20 protein-coding genes and 1 riboswitch are annotated in these 20658 nt (G+C 42.7%); of the genes, 3 read left to right on the top strand and 17 right to left on the bottom strand.

From position 1 onward, the window contains the following. The 7 genes from R7P35_RS20410 to R7P35_RS20380 all read right to left on the bottom strand — a co-directional run bounded on the left by R7P35_RS20410 (position 1) and on the right by R7P35_RS20380 (position 8391). Positions 1 to 774 (bottom strand): HesA/MoeB/ThiF family protein, encoded by a 774-nt coding sequence (locus R7P35_RS20410; protein WP_213905065.1) that lies wholly within the window; start codon positions 772 to 774, stop codon positions 1 to 3. Beyond that, on the bottom strand, positions 761 to 2179 hold the full coding sequence (locus R7P35_RS20405; protein WP_025768961.1) for a thiamine phosphate synthase: 1419 nt from the start codon (positions 2177 to 2179) through the stop codon (positions 761 to 763). Before R7P35_RS20405 ends, R7P35_RS20410 begins: the two co-directional genes overlap by 14 nt. After that, positions 2179 to 4119, bottom strand: a complete 1941-nt coding sequence (gene thiC, locus R7P35_RS20400) for a phosphomethylpyrimidine synthase ThiC (protein ID WP_025768960.1) — start codon at positions 4117 to 4119, stop codon at positions 2179 to 2181. Before thiC ends, R7P35_RS20405 begins: the two co-directional genes overlap by 1 nt. Before the next feature lie 163 nt (positions 4120 to 4282). Continuing rightward, positions 4283 to 4381: riboswitch (TPP riboswitch) on the bottom strand. Between the two features lie 60 nt (positions 4382 to 4441). Continuing rightward, the gene (gene crcB, locus R7P35_RS20395; RefSeq protein WP_213905064.1) at positions 4442 to 4825 is read right to left on the bottom strand and encodes a fluoride efflux transporter CrcB; all 384 of its coding nucleotides are present in this window, start codon (positions 4823 to 4825) and stop codon (positions 4442 to 4444) included. A gap of 123 nt (positions 4826 to 4948) precedes the next feature. Next, positions 4949 to 6331, bottom strand: a complete 1383-nt coding sequence (locus R7P35_RS20390) for a multicopper oxidase family protein (protein ID WP_025768959.1) — start codon at positions 6329 to 6331, stop codon at positions 4949 to 4951. A gap of 423 nt (positions 6332 to 6754) precedes the next feature. Beyond that, positions 6755 to 7627, bottom strand: a complete 873-nt coding sequence (locus tag R7P35_RS20385; RefSeq protein WP_258489465.1) for a hypothetical protein — start codon at positions 7625 to 7627, stop codon at positions 6755 to 6757. Then, positions 7624 to 8391, bottom strand: a complete 768-nt coding sequence (locus R7P35_RS20380) for a HipA family kinase (RefSeq protein WP_104975702.1) — start codon at positions 8389 to 8391, stop codon at positions 7624 to 7626. The genes R7P35_RS20385 and R7P35_RS20380 overlap by 4 nt, the downstream gene beginning before the upstream one ends. A 174-nt stretch (positions 8392 to 8565) precedes the next feature. Here R7P35_RS20380 and R7P35_RS20375 point away from each other — a divergent pair, with 174 nt between their 5' ends. Next, positions 8566 to 8775 carry a DUF3892 domain-containing protein gene (locus R7P35_RS20375; protein WP_262657943.1) on the top strand — a complete coding sequence of 70 codons (210 nt, stop codon included), beginning with the start codon at positions 8566 to 8568 and terminating at the stop codon, positions 8773 to 8775. Positions 8776 to 8968: 193 nt separating this feature from the next. On the opposite strand, the gene R7P35_RS20370 is transcribed toward R7P35_RS20375, so the two are convergent. From R7P35_RS20370 to R7P35_RS20350, 5 genes are all read right to left on the bottom strand, one after another. After that, positions 8969 to 11851, bottom strand: coding sequence for a DNA polymerase (locus R7P35_RS20370; protein WP_318092534.1), 2883 nt, complete (start codon positions 11849 to 11851; stop codon positions 8969 to 8971). 193 nt (positions 11852 to 12044) lie between these two features. Then, complete coding sequence (locus tag R7P35_RS20365) at positions 12045 to 12320, bottom strand: hypothetical protein (protein ID WP_017084385.1); 276 nt, start codon at positions 12318 to 12320, stop codon at positions 12045 to 12047. A 19-nt stretch (positions 12321 to 12339) separates the two neighbouring features. Continuing rightward, positions 12340 to 12801 (bottom strand): hypothetical protein, encoded by a 462-nt coding sequence (locus tag R7P35_RS20360; RefSeq protein WP_262657936.1) that lies wholly within the window; start codon positions 12799 to 12801, stop codon positions 12340 to 12342. 462 nt (positions 12802 to 13263) lie between these two features. After that, positions 13264 to 13458, bottom strand: a complete 195-nt coding sequence (locus R7P35_RS20355; RefSeq protein ID WP_262657960.1) for a hypothetical protein — start codon at positions 13456 to 13458, stop codon at positions 13264 to 13266. 297 nt (positions 13459 to 13755) lie between these two features. After that, a complete protein-coding gene (locus R7P35_RS20350) occupies positions 13756 to 14022 on the bottom strand; it encodes a hypothetical protein (protein WP_017086930.1) in 267 nt (88 codons plus the stop codon). Between the two features lie 264 nt (positions 14023 to 14286). Between R7P35_RS20350 and R7P35_RS20345 the strand changes: the two genes are divergently transcribed. Then, on the top strand, positions 14287 to 15168 hold the full coding sequence (locus R7P35_RS20345; RefSeq protein WP_104975708.1) for a WYL domain-containing protein: 882 nt from the start codon (positions 14287 to 14289) through the stop codon (positions 15166 to 15168). Between the two features lie 601 nt (positions 15169 to 15769). Here R7P35_RS20345 and R7P35_RS20340 read toward each other — a convergent pair. The 5 genes from R7P35_RS20340 to R7P35_RS20320 form a co-directional block, all read right to left on the bottom strand. Next, positions 15770 to 16210 carry a DUF2787 family protein gene (locus R7P35_RS20340; RefSeq protein ID WP_031779442.1) on the bottom strand — a complete coding sequence of 147 codons (441 nt, stop codon included), beginning with the start codon at positions 16208 to 16210 and terminating at the stop codon, positions 15770 to 15772. Positions 16211 to 16270: 60 nt separating this feature from the next. Next, positions 16271 to 16699, bottom strand: coding sequence for a hypothetical protein (locus tag R7P35_RS20335; protein WP_031779441.1), 429 nt, complete (start codon positions 16697 to 16699; stop codon positions 16271 to 16273). Positions 16700 to 16711: 12 nt separating this feature from the next. Next, positions 16712 to 17095, bottom strand: coding sequence for a hypothetical protein (locus R7P35_RS20330; protein ID WP_262603110.1), 384 nt, complete (start codon positions 17093 to 17095; stop codon positions 16712 to 16714). 82 nt (positions 17096 to 17177) lie between these two features. After that, a complete protein-coding gene (locus R7P35_RS20325) occupies positions 17178 to 18413 on the bottom strand; it encodes a site-specific integrase (RefSeq protein WP_262657933.1) in 1236 nt (411 codons plus the stop codon). Between the two features lie 76 nt (positions 18414 to 18489). Continuing rightward, complete coding sequence (locus tag R7P35_RS20320; RefSeq protein ID WP_063517808.1) at positions 18490 to 19413, bottom strand: FRG domain-containing protein; 924 nt, start codon at positions 19411 to 19413, stop codon at positions 18490 to 18492. Positions 19414 to 19865: 452 nt separating this feature from the next. Here R7P35_RS20320 and R7P35_RS20315 point away from each other — a divergent pair, with 452 nt between their 5' ends. Then, a complete protein-coding gene (locus R7P35_RS20315; RefSeq protein ID WP_063517809.1) occupies positions 19866 to 20288 on the top strand; it encodes a DUF6530 family protein in 423 nt (140 codons plus the stop codon). The last annotated feature ends 370 nt before the right edge of the window (positions 20289 to 20658 follow it).

Here is a 20658-nt window from a genome sequence, read left to right as displayed (position 1 = left end):
CTAAATCTGAGCACACACTTGGCACTGTTTATCTTTGCTTATCACCATGGTTTGCCATTGCAGTTTCAACCCATCAAACAGATGCAACTTGGCAGTCTCGACATGAAACTTTCCCGTCGCCAGTTTTTGAATTGCCGCTATCGCTTGGTAGTTACCAAGTGTGCCCACCACCGGACCGACGACACCGCTCTCACTGCATTTTTGACTTTGTGGTAGTTCGTCAAACGGATACAAGCAGCGGTAACAGGCTTTACTCTGCGCTTCTTGTTCACTTGGTGTTTGGTAATCAAAGACAGCGAATTGCCCTTGCCAACCAATTGCTGCCGCTGAGATAAGTGGCGTATTTTGCTCGAAACAAACTTGGTTAATTAGCTGGCGCGTTGGCATGTTATCGGTGCAGTCGAGCACCACATCCGCTAGCATCACCTCAAGCTGCAGCTGTGCTTTGTCTAATCGCTTATTGAGAGCACGAATTTGAACCATAGAATTAAGGTCAGTGAGTTGCTTTACAGTCGCTTTTGTTTTCGCAACTTGGAGGTCTTGTTCACGATAAATGATCTGGCGTTGCAGGTTACTGCTATCAACTTCATCGTCATCGACCACAACCAATTTACCAACACCCGCTGATGCCAAGTACAAACTCGCTGCGCTCCCTAATCCACCACAACCGATGATCAGCACATGCGATTTGCTCAAACGCTCTTGCCCAATTTCGGCAATTTCAGGCAGAGCGACTTGGCGTTGATAACGAAGAAACTGCTTATTCGTGAGCATGCTCGCCTCTCTTGGTATCCGCAAATTCACTATTCAGATCAGTAAACGTTAGTTGTCTTTCCTTCATCAGTTGTGCAAAAAACTCGATAACGGACTGAGGTGATTCTGCCAACGTAATAGCACGCACAACCGCCAAACTAGAAACACCTGTTTGCCAAACTTGGTCTGCATTAGATTGATCAATGCCACCAATTGCGACCGTCGGAAAGCCAAGCACACAGTCACTACCTGCTTTGTCTTTTGCAGGTCTGAAAGCAGCCTCTGTATTTTTTGTATAAGGAATGCTATCAATCAGCTTTTGATACAAAGCCAAGCGCACCAAACCTTGTGGTTTCGATGGCATCTGTTTTGTGGTGGTTGGGAAAATATGCCCTAGTGCGATGTAGCTAGGATGAATTTGTACGATGCGAAGTAGTTCGTAATAACCATGCGTAGAAAGACCAAGACGAATGCCGGCTTTAGTTATCTGAGCCAAATTCGATTCTTCTATGTCTTCTTGTCCTAGGTGAACGCCATAAGCGCCATGCTTGATTGCCAACTGCCAATAGTCATTGATGAACACTTGTGCTTGATACTGACGACCTAGCTCAATTGCTCGAATGATCTGTTGTTCTAAATCGGCTTGTTGTGGGTTCTTGATTCGCAGTTGAATAGTGTTGATGCCTAGTGGCAGTAGACGCTCAATCCAAGCAACATCATCAACGACTGGATAGAGCCCCAGACTTTGCTTAGTTAGAGTTGGAAAGCTAACGCTCTCGCCTTGTGCAGACCAACCAACTTGAATACCTAGTCGGTTATCCTCCAGTACAGGCGTGGGTAAATCATCAAATTGGTCAGCCCACTGAGTAGTTCGTCCCTCGTCAAGGTTGTCATTCAACAGTGTTTCACGTGAAACATTCGCTTGTTGAGTTAACATTCCTCGAGCAAGTGTTAACGCATCTTCGATAGGAAAATCGAGTACTGTCAGCGTTACTATCCAAGCAAGGTGATATTTGGGAGCGAACATTGCGTTGAATTTGGACTTAACGGAAAGCGCTCTCACTTCGTTATTAATTGGGTGACGCCAGATATCAAGCTGAAGCACTTTCTCCTTTTCATCGGATACTTGCGTATCAGCAATGCCAATATAAATCGCTTTCGACGGTTGCTTAGCACACGCTTCTACCGATAAAGCAGAGCGGTAATAGAGCACAAATGAACTCTCATTCTCAGAGTCATAACCATCAATAAGATCTGTCGTTATGCGCGTGGTCTGTTGGTCGCGAACAAGCTGAATAGATTGAGTTGGGCTTACACCCAACTCAATGTCTTCGATGCTAAAACCCTGTTCTTTCGCCAACAACAAACATTGCTGAACTAAACCAGTCAGTTCAATCAATGATGACGGAATAAGGATTTTGCTCATTAGTCACTTACCTCGGCATGTGCTGCTGGGTGGTATAGTTCAGAACCTGACTCTCTAAATTCTTGCGATTTCTGACGCATCCCCTCAAGAGGATCATCCAGCATTTTGATCGATATAGCTTGGTCCGCAACAACTTGCTCAGTGTCTTTCGCATACTCTCGTACCTCTTGCGAGATCTTCATCGAGCAGAACTTTGGTCCACACATCGAACAGAAGTGAGCAACTTTGCCGGACTCTTGAGGCAAGGTTTCATCATGGAAAGCACGAGCAGTATCTGGGTCGAGCGACAAGTTAAATTGATCTTCCCAGCGGAACTCGAAGCGAGCTTTAGAAAGCGCATTATCACGAACTTGAGCGCCAGGGTGCCCTTTCGCTAAATCAGCGGCGTGCGCAGCAAGCTTGTAAGTGATCATGCCTACTTTCACGTCTTCTTTGTTTGGTAAGCCAAGATGCTCTTTAGGAGTTACGTAGCAAAGCATTGCACAGCCATACCAACCAATCATGGCAGCGCCGATGCCTGAAGTAATATGGTCGTAACCAGGAGCAACGTCTGTCGTCAGCGGACCAAGGGTATAGAAAGGAGCCTCATGACAGTGCTCTAACTGCTCTTCCATGTTCTCTTTGATCATATGCATTGGAACATGACCAGGGCCTTCAATAATCACCTGTACGTCGTATTCCCACGCAACCTTGGTCAATTCGCCAAGAGTACGAAGCTCTGCAAATTGCGCTTGATCGTTAGCATCAGCAACCGAGCCAGGACGCAGACCATCACCAAGAGATAGTGCAACATCGTACTTAGCACAGATTTCACAGATCTCTCGGAAATGGGTGTATAAGAAGCTTTCTTGGTGGTGCGCTAAACACCATTTCGCGATGATAGAACCACCACGAGAGACGATACCAGTCACACGTTTTGCAGTCATTGGAACATAACGAAGTAGTAAACCGGCATGGATAGTAAAGTAGTCAACGCCCTGCTCTGCTTGCTCAATCAGGGTATCGCGCATCACTTCCCAGTTAAGGTTTTCCGCAACACCGTTCACTTTCTCAAGCGCTTGGTACATTGGCACGGTACCGATCGGAACCGGACTGTTACGTAGAATCCACTCGCGAGTTTCATGAATATTGCGTCCAGTAGAGAGATCCATAACGGTATCGCCCCCCCAACGTGTCGCCCAAACGAGCTTCTCTACTTCTTCCTCAATCGAAGAAGTGACCGATGAGTTACCGATGTTTGCGTTCACTTTGACCAAAAAGTTACGTCCAATGATCATTGGTTCGGATTCTGGGTGGTTAATATTGGAAGGGATAATAGCGCGACCTTCGGCGACTTCTTTGCGCACGAATTCGGCGGTAATATCTTTTGGTAGGTTCGCTCCGAAGCTTTGACCCGGATGCTGTTGATTCAGCACTTCATCGCGATACTTGGCACGCCCCATGTTTTCACGCAGCGCGATATATTCCATTTCTGGGGTAATAATACCTTTGCGAGCATAGTGCAATTGAGTCACACAATGGCCATCTTTGGCACGTCGAATACGTGGTAAATTACCGTAACGAAGATCGTCTAGTGTTTCGTCTTCTAAGCGTTCTTTGGTGTACACCGAGCTTACTTCATCAAGTAGCTCAGTATCGGCGCGCTCTTCAATCCACCCTTCTCTCAGCTTAGGTAAGCCATTATAGAGGTCTATGGTGTGCTCTGGATCTGTGTATACACCCGACGTATCGTAAACGCGTACTGGCTCATTAGGTTCGAATATAGGCGCTTCTTTTGTGCCTCCAATAAGGCTATCAGCGAGTGATATTTCACGCATTGGTACACGAATATCTGGACGTGAGCCTTCTACGTAGACTTTGCTTGAATTGGGGTACGGTTGTACCGAGAGTGTATCAATGAACTGTTTTGCTTCCAGTCTCGCTTGTTTGCGACTCGACATAGCATTTTTCCTTGCTTTGTTATACTAGATAAAAAGTAATTGGATAAAAATGCTTGGCGGATAGATGCGACAAGAGGAGTCAAATTAAGGCTAGTTAAAGCTTACGATATTTGCCTGTAACAACATTCGACTTTTGATAGGTCAACCAGAAAGAACTCCGGTGTGAATATCTTCTCTTGTTCCCTTCGCAGATTCTAATCTGATCAGGTTCAACGGATCCCGAATTAACGGTCTCAGCCTTATGGCACTCCGACAAGTGATATCAGTATATAAAAACGGCTTGGTGAAACCAAGCCGACCTGTTCAATTTTTAACTACTTTGCTAGCTGCGCATCAATAATTGAAAGCCTAGCCACGCAGCTGAAATACTTAACACGACATTCAACAATACGTTCAATCCCATCTTAAAGAAAGCGCCCTGCTGCATGAGCAACACATTATCCATCGAGAAGGTGGAAAACGTCGTTAGTGCGCCTAAAAAACCCAAGCCAATCACTTGTCGCCAAGGTTCCGTTGCCAAAAGTTCATTATCGAAAGCTGCTATCAATAAGCCCATCATAAATGAGCCAACAACGTTAACGGTTAACGTACCATATGGAAAACCACGCCCCAATAAAATGACACAAAGTTCAGAAATTAAGTAACGAGAACATGCACCAAATGCACCACCCAATGCAATAAAACCCAAAACGGATAGTTGTCCCATAATTCCCCCAGAAAAGTTAATGGCGACATTGTAATCAAATTTACGGCAATAGTGATTATACAATCTTAGAATTCAGCAAAGTATAGCGCTTAAAACTTATCAAGATTTTAAAAGTTACAGGAGTCACTTTACTTCGATGTAACCCATCAAACCCGTCTTCATATGTTCAATTACATGACAATGGTACATCCAACGCCCTGGGTTATCTGCAACAAATGCCGCTTTCGCACTGCCGTTTTTTCCAAGTAAGACCGTATCGGTATGAAACGGTTCGTCGAGTTTTTTGCCATCTAACTCAAGAACCGTAAATGTGTGTCCATGAAGATGAATAGGATGATGATATTGGGTGACGTTCTTTAGGTTGAAGATATAGGTTTTTCCAATCTCCAATGTTGAAAGCGGCGCTGGAATATTATCTTTGCTCATTCCCTCCCAAGCCCGTTTGTTCATCAGCCAGAATTGGGGGATCGCTTTGCCCGATTGATCAGCAGGAGTGATCGCCCCCTCCCACTCAAACACATAATCGATTTGCTCTGCATTTTTCAAATCGAGATCTGGCACAGGGTTGAGAGGTAATAAAGGCAGTTTCTGGTTGTTCGACAGGTCAGACTCAACAACGTCAAACTCGCACAAAGGGAATGGGAAGCGTCCTTTCATTTGACGCACATAAACACGTGTTCCAGCCTTCGGAGCAATCAATCCGATATCTAACCTCATTCCCGGACCAATTTTGTGCTGAGTGAGCTTATAAGGCGCTTTAACAGGATTACCATCAATAGCAATAACCCAAGCCTCTGCACCTTCAATAGCGATCGGGTAAGTAATGGTATTATCGACATTAGCAATTCTTAATCGCGTAGTGGCATTCTGCTTCAGCGTATAAACAGGTTCATGCACACCATTGACGCTACTCCACTCTCCGGGAGTCCCCATACGAGCGCTCAAGCGCGGCACCATAAGGTTCTTCCACTGACCTAGTTTGTCTAAATGCCAATGCTTGAGGACGACTTCATGCTCTTCATCAAACTGAACCGGCTCTGCCTCTTCAACGACAATTAGCCCGACTAAGCCCATACCAAGCTGCTTCACACTATTCATATGTGGGTGATACCAAAATGTGCCCGCATCTGGTGGTGTAAATTCATAAACGAATGTTTCACCTGGCATGATAGGCTGCTGGCTCAAGAAAGGGACACCATCCATTTCAATAGGGATTCGCAAGCCATGCCAGTGGATTGTAGTCGGCTCTGAAAGCTTGTTAGTAAACCGAATTATAACTTTCTCGCCTTGGCGACAACGAATCACAGGCGCTGGAATCGAACCATTAAATGCGAGTACGTCTGTGTTAAACCCAGGGACCAATTCTGCAGTAGAAGGTTCTGCAGTGATATCGTATATATATTGCCCCTGCTTATTAGTGCTCCTAGATAGAGAACATGCAGGTAGAACGGCAAGCGCGGAGATTGCTAAGGATGATTGAAGAAAGCGTCGACGAGATATATCCATACATAGTTACTCATTAATCCAGATCGGTTGAGTGTAACTAAATATAAATAGTGATTCCCCTTTATTATTAAAATTTCGGGCCACTGATCATTACAGCTAACTGTAGTTTCGTTCGTTCAGTAGATTAAATGCAGCCAAAGTACAGCAGAAAGCCATACTTACGGGATAAGAGTAGAAATAAGCTATAATAATGAGAAGAAACCAGATACAAAAAAGGCTCTGACCTAAGCCAGAGCCTGATATATGGCAGGGGTGGAGAGATTCGAACTCCCAACACGCGGATTTGGAATAAATAATTTCGCTGCATTAAAGACATAACCAAACTACAAACCTGACTATGTTGGCATGAGCCATATGGAAACTTCGCAAGCAAATATGCACTCGCAGATTAGTCACCACAACCTATACTACCAGTAATGCAAACTATGCAGCCATTCGGTTTATATGCTTAGCGGCATCCAAAGCAGTCTCCGCACGAAACACATTAATATTTTCCTTTAGAGCAATCTCTTCAACCATCTCTAAAGTGTCTTTCAATCTTACTATCGACTTATCAGATAACGTTGGATCAGAAAATGAGGGGGTACCTATAATCACTTCAAACCTCTCGGGCATCATCAAATAAGACGATTTCTTTAACGCTTCAATATCAAAAATCCGCGCTTTGATAGCATTTAAAGAACCCGACATTCTCGTAGGTACAAGTAAACCAAAGTTCGAAACATACCTATCATTCATAAACCCAAATGCTGTTAAAACATCACTTTCAGAGACTTTGACTTTTTGGTTAAACGCATCATCTAATGAAGAGTTAATATTGTACAATTCTGTCTGTATATTCTTCGAAAATTTTGCAGAATACCGTTTAGGTTGTACATCTTCATCTTCGTCCCTGTCAGCATCCAATGCCAACGAACTTAAGCTAGATGAAAACCGAATTGCTTGCTTAAGTATTCCCGTTAAATCATCATCTAAAGCACGGGTCAACTGACCAAGAAACACACCATCAAAAGGAGCTCTCCAACCTTGAAGAGTCTTTTCACTACGATAGTAAGTTCTTGATGATTGGAGCACCATATCAATCATACTGCGAATTCTAGGAGCATTTATGCCGTATAAACACTCCAATAACTCACTTCTTATTGACTGTATAATCTGACACTCACCTGAAACACCAAAAGCAGCTACAGCTATAGTCACACGCTCTCCAGAGCCAACCACGGGCTCAAAATAGATAGCTTGCCAAGAGCCCTCATACTGGGGCATTTCTGGAAATATCATATCTATACTGCTCATATGGCAAAACCTTGTTGCTGGATCCCAACTCTTAGACCGAATAACGTTTTAATACTACTCACTCTATCCGACAAGAAACTTATTACCTGAGTAATTTCACTATCACTTAGGTAATGTGAAGCAAGGGTTTTCTCCGAAAGTAAAGCATACGGTATCGCCCTAAGTTTTGGAGCAAAATCGTTATCAACTCCTTTCCCCAACTTATGCTTTTCAAACTCACTGAGGTTAGAATACAAACACCTCAAGATTTGATTGTCTTTGGCTGGTAAGTGGCATTCTAAATCTTGGGGTACCGCATTTTCATGATCTATAAAATAAAAATCATCTTTACCATCATAGAGCATATTACCTATGTTCCGGTCCCAATTGGCAATCCACTCATCAAAAATACCGACATCAATAGTCTTAGAGAAAGCCGCCAATTTTTTCATTGCTTCTGCACAGTCACTATTTATATAACGTCTAAAGCTTGGATACTTAGCATCCTCAGAACCAAAAGCAAGTATTGCCTCTCCAACAGGAACACTACTCATAGCAGCGTTAGTAACCCTAACTATTAGTGGTGCGGGAATTGATAAACCTAAACTTCTACCTATAACTGCGCATACACATTCAACGTAGAGAGAACGAGGGTCTACAAACTTCACAAATGCAACCTTCACCCCGTCAGAGGTTTGTACGTGCGCCTTCCAAGTCGGATTAACATTACTGTCATTGAAAGGCACACCACCTGGGAGCATGTTAGCTACAGTTACTTTTTCCATATGTAACTCCTTTGAGTACATTCAGTTATCACTGATAGTTTTATCTATGCTACTACAGCAGGATATGCCTAGTAAGAAGCGATTAATAAAATGCAAACAGATATCACACCAGTAGCATAAAAATCAACTATATTAATTTTACCTTAGAGTAATCAATATAATTGGAAGGCAGATATGGCTAACAACATCAAAGGCAACCAAGACGGTGAGAATGGTGAAAACCAAACATACACTATTCCCGGTAGAGGCGTTGTTGACAGAAAGACCCTCGTTAAAGAAGTGGAACAAGGTAAGCATCCAAACTTTCATACGGTTGAAGTTGAGGGTGATAAATACGTAAGAGCTAACCCAGACCGCTCAAAAGGCAATAATGTGGATAATTAAATTTCAAACCCCGATAGTAGCAGTAGTAGAGTGCGTGATTACTTCAGCAAGATTGCTACTCTACTATCTTCGGACAATCCACCAGCACACGGCAGATAAACAACAGCAATCGTTCCACTACATTGCTACCACTGGTTCTGAAATATAAAGCCAGATCCCTTTCGGAATCTGGCTTTGAGAGTGTTTCGTGATACTACGCAGCGAGTTTTTCAGTATGGTCATGGTTGTATTCTTCAAGCATCGATACCGCTTCATCAACCTCGTCTGGATGGAAAATAAGCGACATATCTACCATCGGATACTCACTAACAAACCAAGACAGTAATGGAAGCATACGTGATGTAATTGGTAACGCTGATTCCAGTAGCTTACGTCCCTTTGCATTTGCGAGATCTTGCTTGGTGATTCCTTCGATACCATCCGCTTCAAACGTAGCGACCATCTTATCGTAATGACCTCGTGGAGCGCGTTTTGGTGCTTCTGGTAGTCCCCATTTACCCTGAGTGATAGCTCGTAACATCTGTACCTTGAAAATGCCCTCTGAGCCATCTTCTAGGTATTTAACACCTGTCCCCTTGAGATAACGACGAACCTTGTAGAAGTCCATCCAATTGTCCCAATCTTCCATCGTTTTTAAGCAGTTGTTTACTCGCCACTCGTCGAAGTAAGTACGAGCATCTAAACCCTCATCAACGGTATTCCATGGAACCGTCTCGAAAGATAGATGCTCTACCATTTCACCGCTTTTAGGGTGACGAACTTCCACCATACGAGGATTTACAGGACGACGCTTGAAGTCATATTCGAGGTTAAGTGTCTGTTCAGTGTGGATAGAGACAAGATCCATCTCTTTTAACCATTGGTCACGTGCTGATGCTAAATGTTTACGTGCGACCTTCTGACCTGGATAACGATCTAAGAACAACTCAACCATCCACTCATTTTCATCAACGCCTTTCGGTGCTTTTATCCCCGCTTTAGCGCATATTGGTTTTGTATCACCCAATTCAGCAGTCAATTGTCCACGAGTCTTCATAGAGATAATCTGTTTAGCATGGTGCTTTAGTTGCATCATGTCTTCGCCACTGACTTCGGTACAGATTTGCTGGAAGCGTTGTGCTAATGGACCATCTAAGCATTGCTCTAGCTGTTCAGGTGCAGCATCGGTCAAAAATCCATCTGTTGTAGCACTAATTAATTGCACTTCTGGAGGCAAACGATGTATGACTTCCAGCATAGTTGCGCGGACAAAAGACGTACAATAGGCACCATAGTGGGCATTAGTTACTGGTGAATATGGAATGTTTTTACTTAACCCTGTTGCCAAATCAAACCCTTTGGAATTGTTACAACCTTGTAAAGTTTTTCCATATAATGTATTCCCAATCAACTTCCACAAATGAGAATTAATCTCATTTCCTTCTTTTTTATACTTAGCTCGCTGCTTACGAATTATCGTAGTGAAGTCCTTATACATAGACGTAGAGCCTTCTACCCATGGGATAACCATCCCATGTAGGATCTCGATTTCGCATCCGATATCATACGCTAACTTGATCTCAGGTGACGTCACGTACGTCTCACCTTCCATAGGGTAATAGATACCACGTAGATCTGTACGGCAAGGCATCACTGGGAACCTGATACCTTCGGGGTGTTTAAAACGAACATACGCAAACCCCATGGTGTGTCCCAAATAGTCTTCGATATTTTTCGATTCAAACGTATTAGCGTAGTCACATTTGAGACAAGATACGAGGCTAGTCGTATACGCTCCTGATAAATCAAAGTCGAAGTAATCTCCTTTTTCACTTACACCAAAGTAAGCTCCGAAGTTACAACCACCATATAGGGCAGACACCGCTAGGTTATCGGTATACTCACGGCTAACTGTTTTAGCTATATCGTAGGAATTACGGATACCATTGCTCTTAGCGTGATAGTACTGTTTCTTGCGCGTCTCATATCCTAAGAAATCATGCATTGCTGCTGTACTGCCGCACGTATGACGGAACAACGACACACCGAGATTGCCTAATGTCGAAGGCAGGCTATTCAGCTCCAGACCGATATCTTTACGAAGATCGACCAACGCAAACTTCTGCATTCGCAACCCATATTCCAAGGCAATATCAGCATCACGAATAGCATATCGATTGAACAAGCTAGTATCCTTACAGTACAAGTCGTCCATGCGCTCTATCATGTTGTCTGGTAGCGTCATCTTGGGGAAACCGACCAACTCTCCGATCTCGTCGAGTGATGCCTTGCTGCTAAGCAGCATGGTATCTACGAAGCGGACTTTGGTTTCGAAAGCATTGTTAGATGCAGAGTAGAACTTGGTGTTTTCTATTTTGTATTTACTGCGACCAATGGAGTCCAGATCGATACCGTAAGCACCACGACCAGATGTGACAGTACCTTGCACCGTTGTCAATGAATTCTTATGGTTCTTGTTGTTTGTACCAATGTTCCAAAACTCCTCGAACGAGGCAATATCAGCACGAAGGAAATGCGCATAGATAAAGGTATGCTCCGGCCATTCATCGATGAAACCCCGCGCTTTAGCTTTTATCAGCAACTCTTGGATGAACTTGTCGAAGCTGATCTTATAGCCTTTCTTGGTAAGCTGTTTACGCTTATCCATTTCCTCGTCCTTCGACAGCCCTTGATCACGACACTGTTTGATCAGTTTCGCCATGTCGGTATGTTTCACGCCACTAAACGACTTATCACCAATGCGAACACTGTATGAGTAGCAAAGAATATCGTTCTTACCTGCCTCTTGGTTAAAGACCCACTCAGAATCTATCGATATGTGGATTGCTTTACCTTCACCACGTATCGCCGCCCATGGAGCAGATTTAATCCCCTCTAAGTATCGATTAATACGTTTATCTATTTCCTTTTTAGCTTCCTCACGCCCTCCCAGCTCGGCTTCGAACTTGCTAACTTGATCATCTAAAAGCAATGATTTTGTATCGAAGAACGTAGATTGAAGGAAGTCTTCTAATTCGTGCTCAGTTTCACGCATCAATTGATATGTTGTTTTCGGAAATGTTTCTAACTCTTTCATCTTTTGTTTATCCATTCGTTAAAATAAAAAAGACGAAGTACATCCATGACCGGACACACTTCGTCGGTTATCGGATATAGAAAGATCGGTAATAAAGAGGTGCTCGGAGATGAGACTAGTTTAGAAAAGACTGGTATTGAATGGTGCGCACGTAGGCAGTGGCTTGCTAGACCGTATTACAGCGATGTTATTCTTACTTAAACTTTGCTGTACGAGCCCATGACTTAACAAACTTGATTAGTTGCACATAACCAATGGTATCGACACCTTTCTTTTCAACGTTGTTATTCATACAGGTACGCACATACTTCATTAAATAAGCAGATTGCTGCATTGTTCCATGTTCATCTTCGCAACTCTCGATACAGTGAGCGAGTAGCCCCCCCATAGTTTTACTATTCCCTCGTGGGCAGTCTTCACCACATTTTTTGATCATTTCGATTAAGTCTTTCAGTTTTAGAGTGTTCATATCATTTACCTGTTTACGATTAGTGAGTGGATAGAATTTCATTTAGATCTGGTTGTACAAACTTACCCGCTTCATAAGAAACCAGCGCATCATGCAATGCATCAGCTACCTTCTCGCGGATTTCCGATTGGGAGATAGGTAAGAAACTCAGGATCGCGTCACCCTCTCCACGAATCAAAATACCTTTGCGTTTTTGACCATTACAGACCTCAACGGCTTCAACATTAGCGCAACGAACGTAATTACCTTTACCTAAATTGATAAAACTGCCCGTCTTAATCACTTCAACAGTACATACATCGGCATCAGCAACCGTCTTACCTTCTTCCCCCGTCAACTTTGCATAGGAAACTTGTCGTCCTTTACTGTCTAGTAGGATATATAGGTTTTGCAATCGGATAATCGAAGCGATCAGCTTCAATGCCAAAGTATGTTTATCAAGGGTCAAGATGAACCCCTTTTTCTTAGTCTTACGTGTCATTTTTTCACCTTTATTTAGTTGCTTTGAAGACAGCACAAAATCGAAATATCAAAAATGCACCGTTAATATAGTGTTCTAAAGTTCAAGGCAAACTTGATAATCGGTAAAGGCTTTCGATATAGGTGTCTAAGCGTGTGACATAGATTAAAAGGCTTACTCAAGTCGAAAAAGACTATAGAAAAAGACTACTTTTTTGATGCCAGACCGTTAATTTCAGAACCTGATATTAGTGCAATGGGACAGTGCTGAATTTAGAACAGAATGAGCACAGCAATGACAAAGTGAATTATCGTGACTAGATAAAGAAACGAACATCAGCAACACTTCTACATTGCTAACACTGGTTGTGAAATTTATCTTTAATATCTTCGTAACTCGACATATCGAAGCCGTCGTCAATACGAACTCTGAATCATCAATGTAAGAAAAAAGAAGTAGAGACACCCCCTACTCCTTCAATAGCTAAAAAACGTCTAGGTCATCCAGAACACCACCGATTAATGCCCCACTGACAAATCCGATTGCACCACCGAGGACAACGCCTTGAGGACCAAACCTAGCGCCCAGAGCAGTCCCGTACTGTGCTCCCTTCAATCCAGTTGAAACGCTTGGCTTAAACCATCTTTGTTGAGGCATGACTCGATCATATGCTTTCATCATGATTCTCCTTTCTTTAGATATGAAAAAGGGGCGTACTCAATTAAGCATACGCCCCTTATATTTTTACCAATACAGCTTTAGTGAGAGTGACCGCACACCTGACAGCTACCATCATCATAAGCACGTTCACCACATGCAGGACAGGTTGTAACGAGTGTTGTAATTGATTTAATCGCCATGTTAAGGCTCCTTCTTGTTGGTTGATTGTGGGTGTTGCGGAGCTCATTGATACCTCAGCCTAGAGAGTTCCAATTTCGAAACTGGGATATCGTGAACCAAGCTCCGCAACAAAACTTATTGTGCTTTACCTTTCGGAGTATCTGGGCCGCATTGAGTCACATCCGTAACATGACCATTCATTGTTCCACAGACATCCGCTTTCCATTGCACGATAACTCCGTAAGATGCTGTGTTCTGAATACCTGCCTTGCCATTCCATTGTGGCTCTAGTAGTTCTTTCATTTTCGAGATATCGCCCGGATTACCACCGAACGTGCCGCCTGCGAATACTGAAGATGCGAATAGCGAAGTTAGACCTAGCAGGATGATTGATTTTTTCATTGTTGTTTTCCTTAAATACGTAATGACGCCACTTATAAGAGACGGCGTTAACGTGAATGATTAGTTTAGAAGGGGTGAACGACAGGGTGTGTCGCTCAGATGTAGAAATATTGAAATGATTGATGAATGCCTTGTAAGACATACCTTGGGGTAACCGATGAAAGCTATAGCAATATCAGTAACCTTATGAAAATTAGCTAGAAATAATCAGGTTCTTTCCGACCACGACACCACCTGACGAGCGACCTATCTACAATGCGTAGAATGAAAGAGCATGACAAACTAGCGAAACGACTTGGCATTATCCTTACCCGTTTAAATACAGGTGAGAAGTTGCATTTGGATGATTTAAGTCGTGAATTTGGGGTAGCAAGAAGGACGTTAAATCGTGACTTCAATGAACGGTTAAACTACCTACCGATTCAGCGTGATGGTGCTTGTTACTCGTTAGACCCCAAGTTCCTAGGCAGACAGACTAATAATGAGCTATCTCTCCTGCTGTTAAACATGGGATTCGATACTTTGTTCTCAGGCAAGCACTACCTAAGCAATGGCGTATTGAACAACAAGACCACACCGCCCTTTCTCTTCAAGAACCCACAAGTTGAGGATATTAGTGAATGTGCTTCAGTGTTCGAGAAACTTATCGAATCGATACAACGACGAAACGTGATTAGCTTTAGCCATGAAGGGGAAACCTACGAGGAGTTCCACAGCTACAAACTGTTGAATGACTCCGGCTACTGGTACATCGCTGGGACACACAGAAACCGTCTAGAGTCTCTCAGAGTGGCTAAGATTCGTGAGTTAGTGCGTTACGAGGATAAATACTATCCTGACCCTAGCATTGAGCAAAAGCTGACTGGTTGTGAATACGAAGGTGAGTTACTCACCCCCATTGATGTCCTTATTCAAATGAGCGCCAAAGGGGTAGAAGCCTTCTTAAATGAAGGTAACGCTGATGACTTCCGAATGTTGAAAGAGCTAGATTCCGGTGATGTGTTAATTAGTCACCAAACCAAGGATATTCCAGAATTACTACGCCAACTTAAAACGTGGCTACCTCATGCAGAGGTACTCTCGCCTGATTGGATAGGTTACTTGTTGAAGCAAGAGCTTCAAGCGTATTTAGATTCAACCAAGTAGAAGGCCAGCACACTGAGTGACGGTGAACAGTACCTTCTTGATGGTAGAGCACTATGCTGTCCAGTTACCGCGACATAATGATGTTTCACTGGGCCACTACAGCCCTCCCTCACCAAGAACTTACCACTATGCTCTGATTTTTAAGTCACCTATGTTGGGTATGGAAAGTGACTGATTTAGCAGAATCACAAACCGATACCGAGCAAGGTAAAACTCAAAACGATGCTGTTTTTAAGCTAACGCTAATAAACTAATAAATAACTGGCTGAGCCAGGTCCGATTAAATGACTAATTTATCAGCAAACTCACAACTAAATGCAAAATAAGTTCACCAATCAAATAATTCGACGTATAAAAACTTTCATTTTAGAACCACTAAATTCACTCCCATTGCCACTGACGCAATGGGAGTTTTCTATCAGTCCATAAACGTTCCAACATGGTGCAACGGATGTACAATCCTTGAGTTAGGTTTATCAATTAAGAGCAAATATCCCATCACTCATTCACCTACTTGAACTAATGAACAGGATAAAGCCGTAGAGCACTTTTCCCTTACTCGCTCCGGTCAAGTTCCTGTTCATCGCAACGCTAATAAGCGTTATGCATCTTCCGCCATTACCTTAATCTCATCAAAGCAGTCCATTGATAGGTAGGACAGAAAATTACTCTCCCACATCGAATAGAACTCAGCGACACTGGATTCAGTAATGGGAACTTCACCCATATATCGGATGTAAGCCACACCATTCCCAAAATCAAAGTCGATTTCTTTCTCTAGCTCAGGCATCAATCCACAGTAACTAAAGTCAGTGATGTAATCGAAAACCCATTGATCATTAAGCCTAGTGATACGAATCTCGACAGGGTGATACCCTCCATTTTCAGGACAGTAAGCACGCTCTCGAAAGTTGACGGTTACAGCTTGAGTTGAAGACGACACCTTTCCCGACTCGTTACAAATACGGTTTAAAGCATTTTGAAGGTCTATGCTAATAGGCAGCACAAATCGCTCAACATCAAATTGAAGAGTTAAGTTCATAATAAATTCTCGTTGTAATAATTAAGTAAACCGCCTCAGAACGAGGCTAGGTATGAAAGATTAGTCAGGGTTAGAGGCTAGTGCTCGAAGCTCAGTCTTCACCACTTCATAGCGCCCAGACACCTGATGTAAGAACACATTATCGGGTACAGGATCGAGGATAGAGATAGTTCGCAGGATAGCCGCTAAGAACCCACACGAATTACTACTTCCACCTGTTATTACGGGTTTCAACGCTGCTGACTTAAGAGTTTTACCAACTTGACCATCAAGTAGCGTAAAGATAGCTTCAAGACGCACCCAACTGTTCGAGAACAATCCCGACGACGAATTTTTAGAAACACGTATATAGAACTCCTGATCATCCTCTTTATAGGCAATCTGGTACTCAAGGAAGCTCTCAGATTTAGGACTAAGCTTTGGACTCTGCCCTTCTTTAACAATGGTGAATAGATCAACTTCGTTCTCAGTTACAGGTTCTTGGCTCATACAAATTCCCCCTTATTCAGCCAGTTCAATTAACGTTTTAATCGCTTGAGTAGTGTTACTCGTAGAACCCACCACAAAACTTCCACTGCCATCGTCAGCATGGACACAGCACGCAAAGACATAGGATTCAGTCTCGTCTGGTAGCAAAATGACAAACTCAGGGTTTTCTAACGCATATGACAGAATGACTTCCGTATCTTCATCAACGTCAACTAAGTCTTGATCGGTATCATTTCGCTCAATCAAAATCAGACAGGTGGAAACTTCCTCCCAAAATTTCTCAGCCTCATCACGATCGCCAGACCAAGGAAGCAATAGCTGATACATCAGTTGCTCTTTAATCGGTAAGGGCAACTCCAACTGTTCAGTATCAATAAGACTTTTCACAATTTTCATTCGATCTCTCCATCTAAATTCCAGATACAAAAAAGCCCCTGAATAGAACTAACTATTCAGGGGCTATCTATTTCATTTAATATTAGTTTTCAGATGACTTAGGTTCGGGTAGCGCTATATTCTCACTGGCTCTCTCAACCATATCAGACAAAGCATTCGCTCCACGTTCTAGCGCTGTCCTATCAAATTTTCGGTAAAAAAGCGTGCTCGACATATCAGCGTGGTTTAAAACGCGCTGAACCGACGTAACATCCATCCCAGAGTTCAGTAGATTACTCGCTACCGAATGCCTCGCAGTATGGAAAACAACCCCCTCAGGGTCGATACCAGCACGATCAAGTATCAACCTCAAAGCTTTACGTGGCGGTGATATATGTGTCCCATCTCGACTACCGGGAAACACATGTGGATTCCCCGGTTTCTTTAAGTCCTGAAGCTCAGAAAGTAACTCCAACATCAGTGGCGATAAATAGACTAAATGGGGTTTCTTATTTTTGGTCGTTTTGATGAAAAGTGTACGATTATCAAAATCAACGTCACTCCATTGCCTCTCCATTAACTCAGATATTCTACAACCTGTTAACCACAATAGCGCAATCAGATTCCCTTTCACTTTACAGTAATAAGTTCGAGCAACCTTTATCAGTAAAGCAGTTTCCTCAACATTTAAGAATCGCTCACGGGCACCATTCTCAGGCAGTAAGCTAACCTTAGTTGCATGATTAGGCAGATCAAAAACCTTAGATGATAGTGAGCAAAATCCCTTAACAAGTGCAATAACCCTGTTATTCGTGGCTACAGAATACGGTTTACCATTATAGGTTTCAGTGGCGAGGTGGGATTGAAGCTTCATGATGGCATGAGCAGAAAGTCTATCCATGGGAATTTTGTAGATGGGCTTACATCGCAAGAACCGTGTTTCATCATCACGCCATGACCTCTTACGATTTTTCGCCCAAGGTAGATATGTTTCGTGGAAAAAAGTGTACACATCTGGCATCACAATAGCAGAGCGGGAATCACGTTCTAGCTTCGGATCAATACCATCAGCAATTTGTACTTTTAGCTTTCGTGCTTTGGTTCTGGCATCGTTTACATCCAAATCTGGCCAGCGTCCTAAAGCGATACTCGTTTTCTTTCTAGTTACCGGGCTGACATAACGTAGAAGGTACCGTTTGTTTCCCGTCCTACCGACGAGAACCTTTAGACCAATGGTCTGTTCATCAGACCATTCAATATCATTTGCTTTACTTGTCGATGGAGGGGCTGTAAGCGCTTTGATAGCAGACGGGGTGAGGTTAATAGTTCGGTTGGTCACATGAAGACTCCTATGTGGTTAACATTAGAATCTTCATATATGTCAGTAAGATAAGTTATTACGATCAACACCCCTCTCAATACGGACGACTAAAAAGGCAAGTACTCTTAATATGCTTAGTTTGATAATCGAGTTCGGGGAAAAGTGTCGCTTCATAGATACCGCAGTACTTCAATTCATGCATAATGGACTGCTTGTAAGCTTTAGGAACTATAAAAGACCTCGAATGACGATCAAAGAAGTCATTCGTATTTACATAAGACGTCCCAAACATCACTTTCCCTGTATGACAGGTAAAGCAACCTTGTTGAGTTATTAATCGTCGGTTAATTCTCTTAGGGGTGTACATAAAGCCAGCATGCACCACTGTATCAGTACAACCGTAATGTATGTCAACGCCGATTGGGAAAACTCTACGATCTGTAGGAAACTCACCTACCATATAATCTCTTAGCGATTTACCATTAATAAAGATCTGATCAAGTACGAGTTCTTTACCTCGGCTATCCATGCCTTCAATTAATGAAAGAAAGAAATGGTCAAAATCATCCGCATCATTATAAGCAATTAGTTTTTCAGTAAACTCTTTACCAAAGTTGTAATTGTAATAATCAAAATCATTCAAATCTTCAATATAGTTAGGTAAAAAGAAAACCCTACCGTCTCTATCCGCATCATTAGCACATGCGAAATATAGTGCGACCAAAGCATTCTCAGACCAATCTAGAAGCCTTGTTGGTAAGCCATAATGCTGTGCATAAGTAAGAAGCTCCAAAGTATCAACGTGCTTTACTCGCGCTTCTGGGTGCATTCGGACAAACTCCTCAATAAGCTTGTTTTCATCGTAGAATTTGCCATTAACAGGACGAAACAATCCAGGAACTAACTTGTGTTGAGCATCTGACTGCCCTCTAAACCACCACGTTTCCAAATTATGCGCAGTTTCAGATTTCGCAAAACTGATAATATCTGCGACAGAGGTTATGATTTTAGTGCTCATAGATTTCTGGTTACCACTCGGAATGTTTTTATTCCAGACTACAAGAAAACAACCAAAGCAACCACAAGCATATAGATTATAGGTAAGTTTCTATCTTAACTTCGTATAGCGAAATGATTGAGAACTACTAGTACACGGTACTCTATCCTTAAATCTCAGATACTGTCTTTAGCAATTGTATATTGCCGTCATTCTCGTGTCGGTTAGCGTTGTAATCCCTTCCTTAATCATCACCACAGCAACAATAAACGAAAACTGGCAACGCTATAGCATTGCTACTACAAGGACTGAAATTTATCTCTGAATGTCTTTACTGATAGCGTCTTAAGGGTGATCACGCATACTACAAGAAGAAATAGCGAGTAACTATAGACCTACTGTAACTTGAAGTTATAACCGTTATGTATTTTACTGAATTTAGTAAATCTACTAAATTCAGTAAGGAAAGTAAGATGAAAGCACCACGTAATCTAAAACACAAACCTATCCTGGAAGTAACAAACTATGAATCCTTGGATGGCCATAGAGCGAATAACACTGATGCAAAGTGCTTATCTATAGGTGTAGCTCAGTGGAATAATGGAATAGGAACAGAGCTGTCTGCGAAGGTTTGGCGACAAGTTGATGACAGATGGTCAAGACAATCAGAAGAACTGCCTTTAAACAGAGTATTGGACCTCGCAACCCTTGTCTGTGAGTCACAACTATATGCCAATGGTGAAACATTGAATAAAAATAGCGACTTGCCTATTGCTAAGGTAGACAGCTCAGAGGTTACCGATGAGATACTTAAATCTGAATTCAAAAAGAATGAACTGTATTTAGATATAAGCTTGAAACGGTTAGCTAACGCACTGAAAAGACTTGGCTACTGAGCAGCTACCGGATATGGACCATACCGTTGTCGAGTTTCTATGAAAGGTATTTGTTGGCAATATTAACTCTAGGTAGCCGCAAGCGCTATTTGTGGCTGTATAGCTCACCACGAAGTTGAAGCTGAAAAGACAGGATATGAACCGGAAGGAAACTTGGAAAGCTGTATGGAGCGATTCTGATGGGTATTTTCGGGTAGGTATGGGTGGAAGATCGGAAAGTATCTATTTTTCATAACGCTAGATAGCAAAAAGCCTCAACCGAAGTTGAGGCTTTTCATATCCCGTAAGGGAAATATGGCAGGGGTGGAGAGATTCGAACTCCCAACACGCGGATTTGGAATCCGCTGCTCTGCCAATTGGAGCTACACCC

It is taken from the genome of Vibrio sp. Vb0304, from assembly GCF_033338995.1.
In the GTDB taxonomy this organism is placed as follows: Bacteria; Pseudomonadota; Gammaproteobacteria; order Enterobacterales; family Vibrionaceae; genus Vibrio; species Vibrio alginolyticus.
This window is presented reverse-complemented; position numbering and strand designations above follow the sequence as displayed.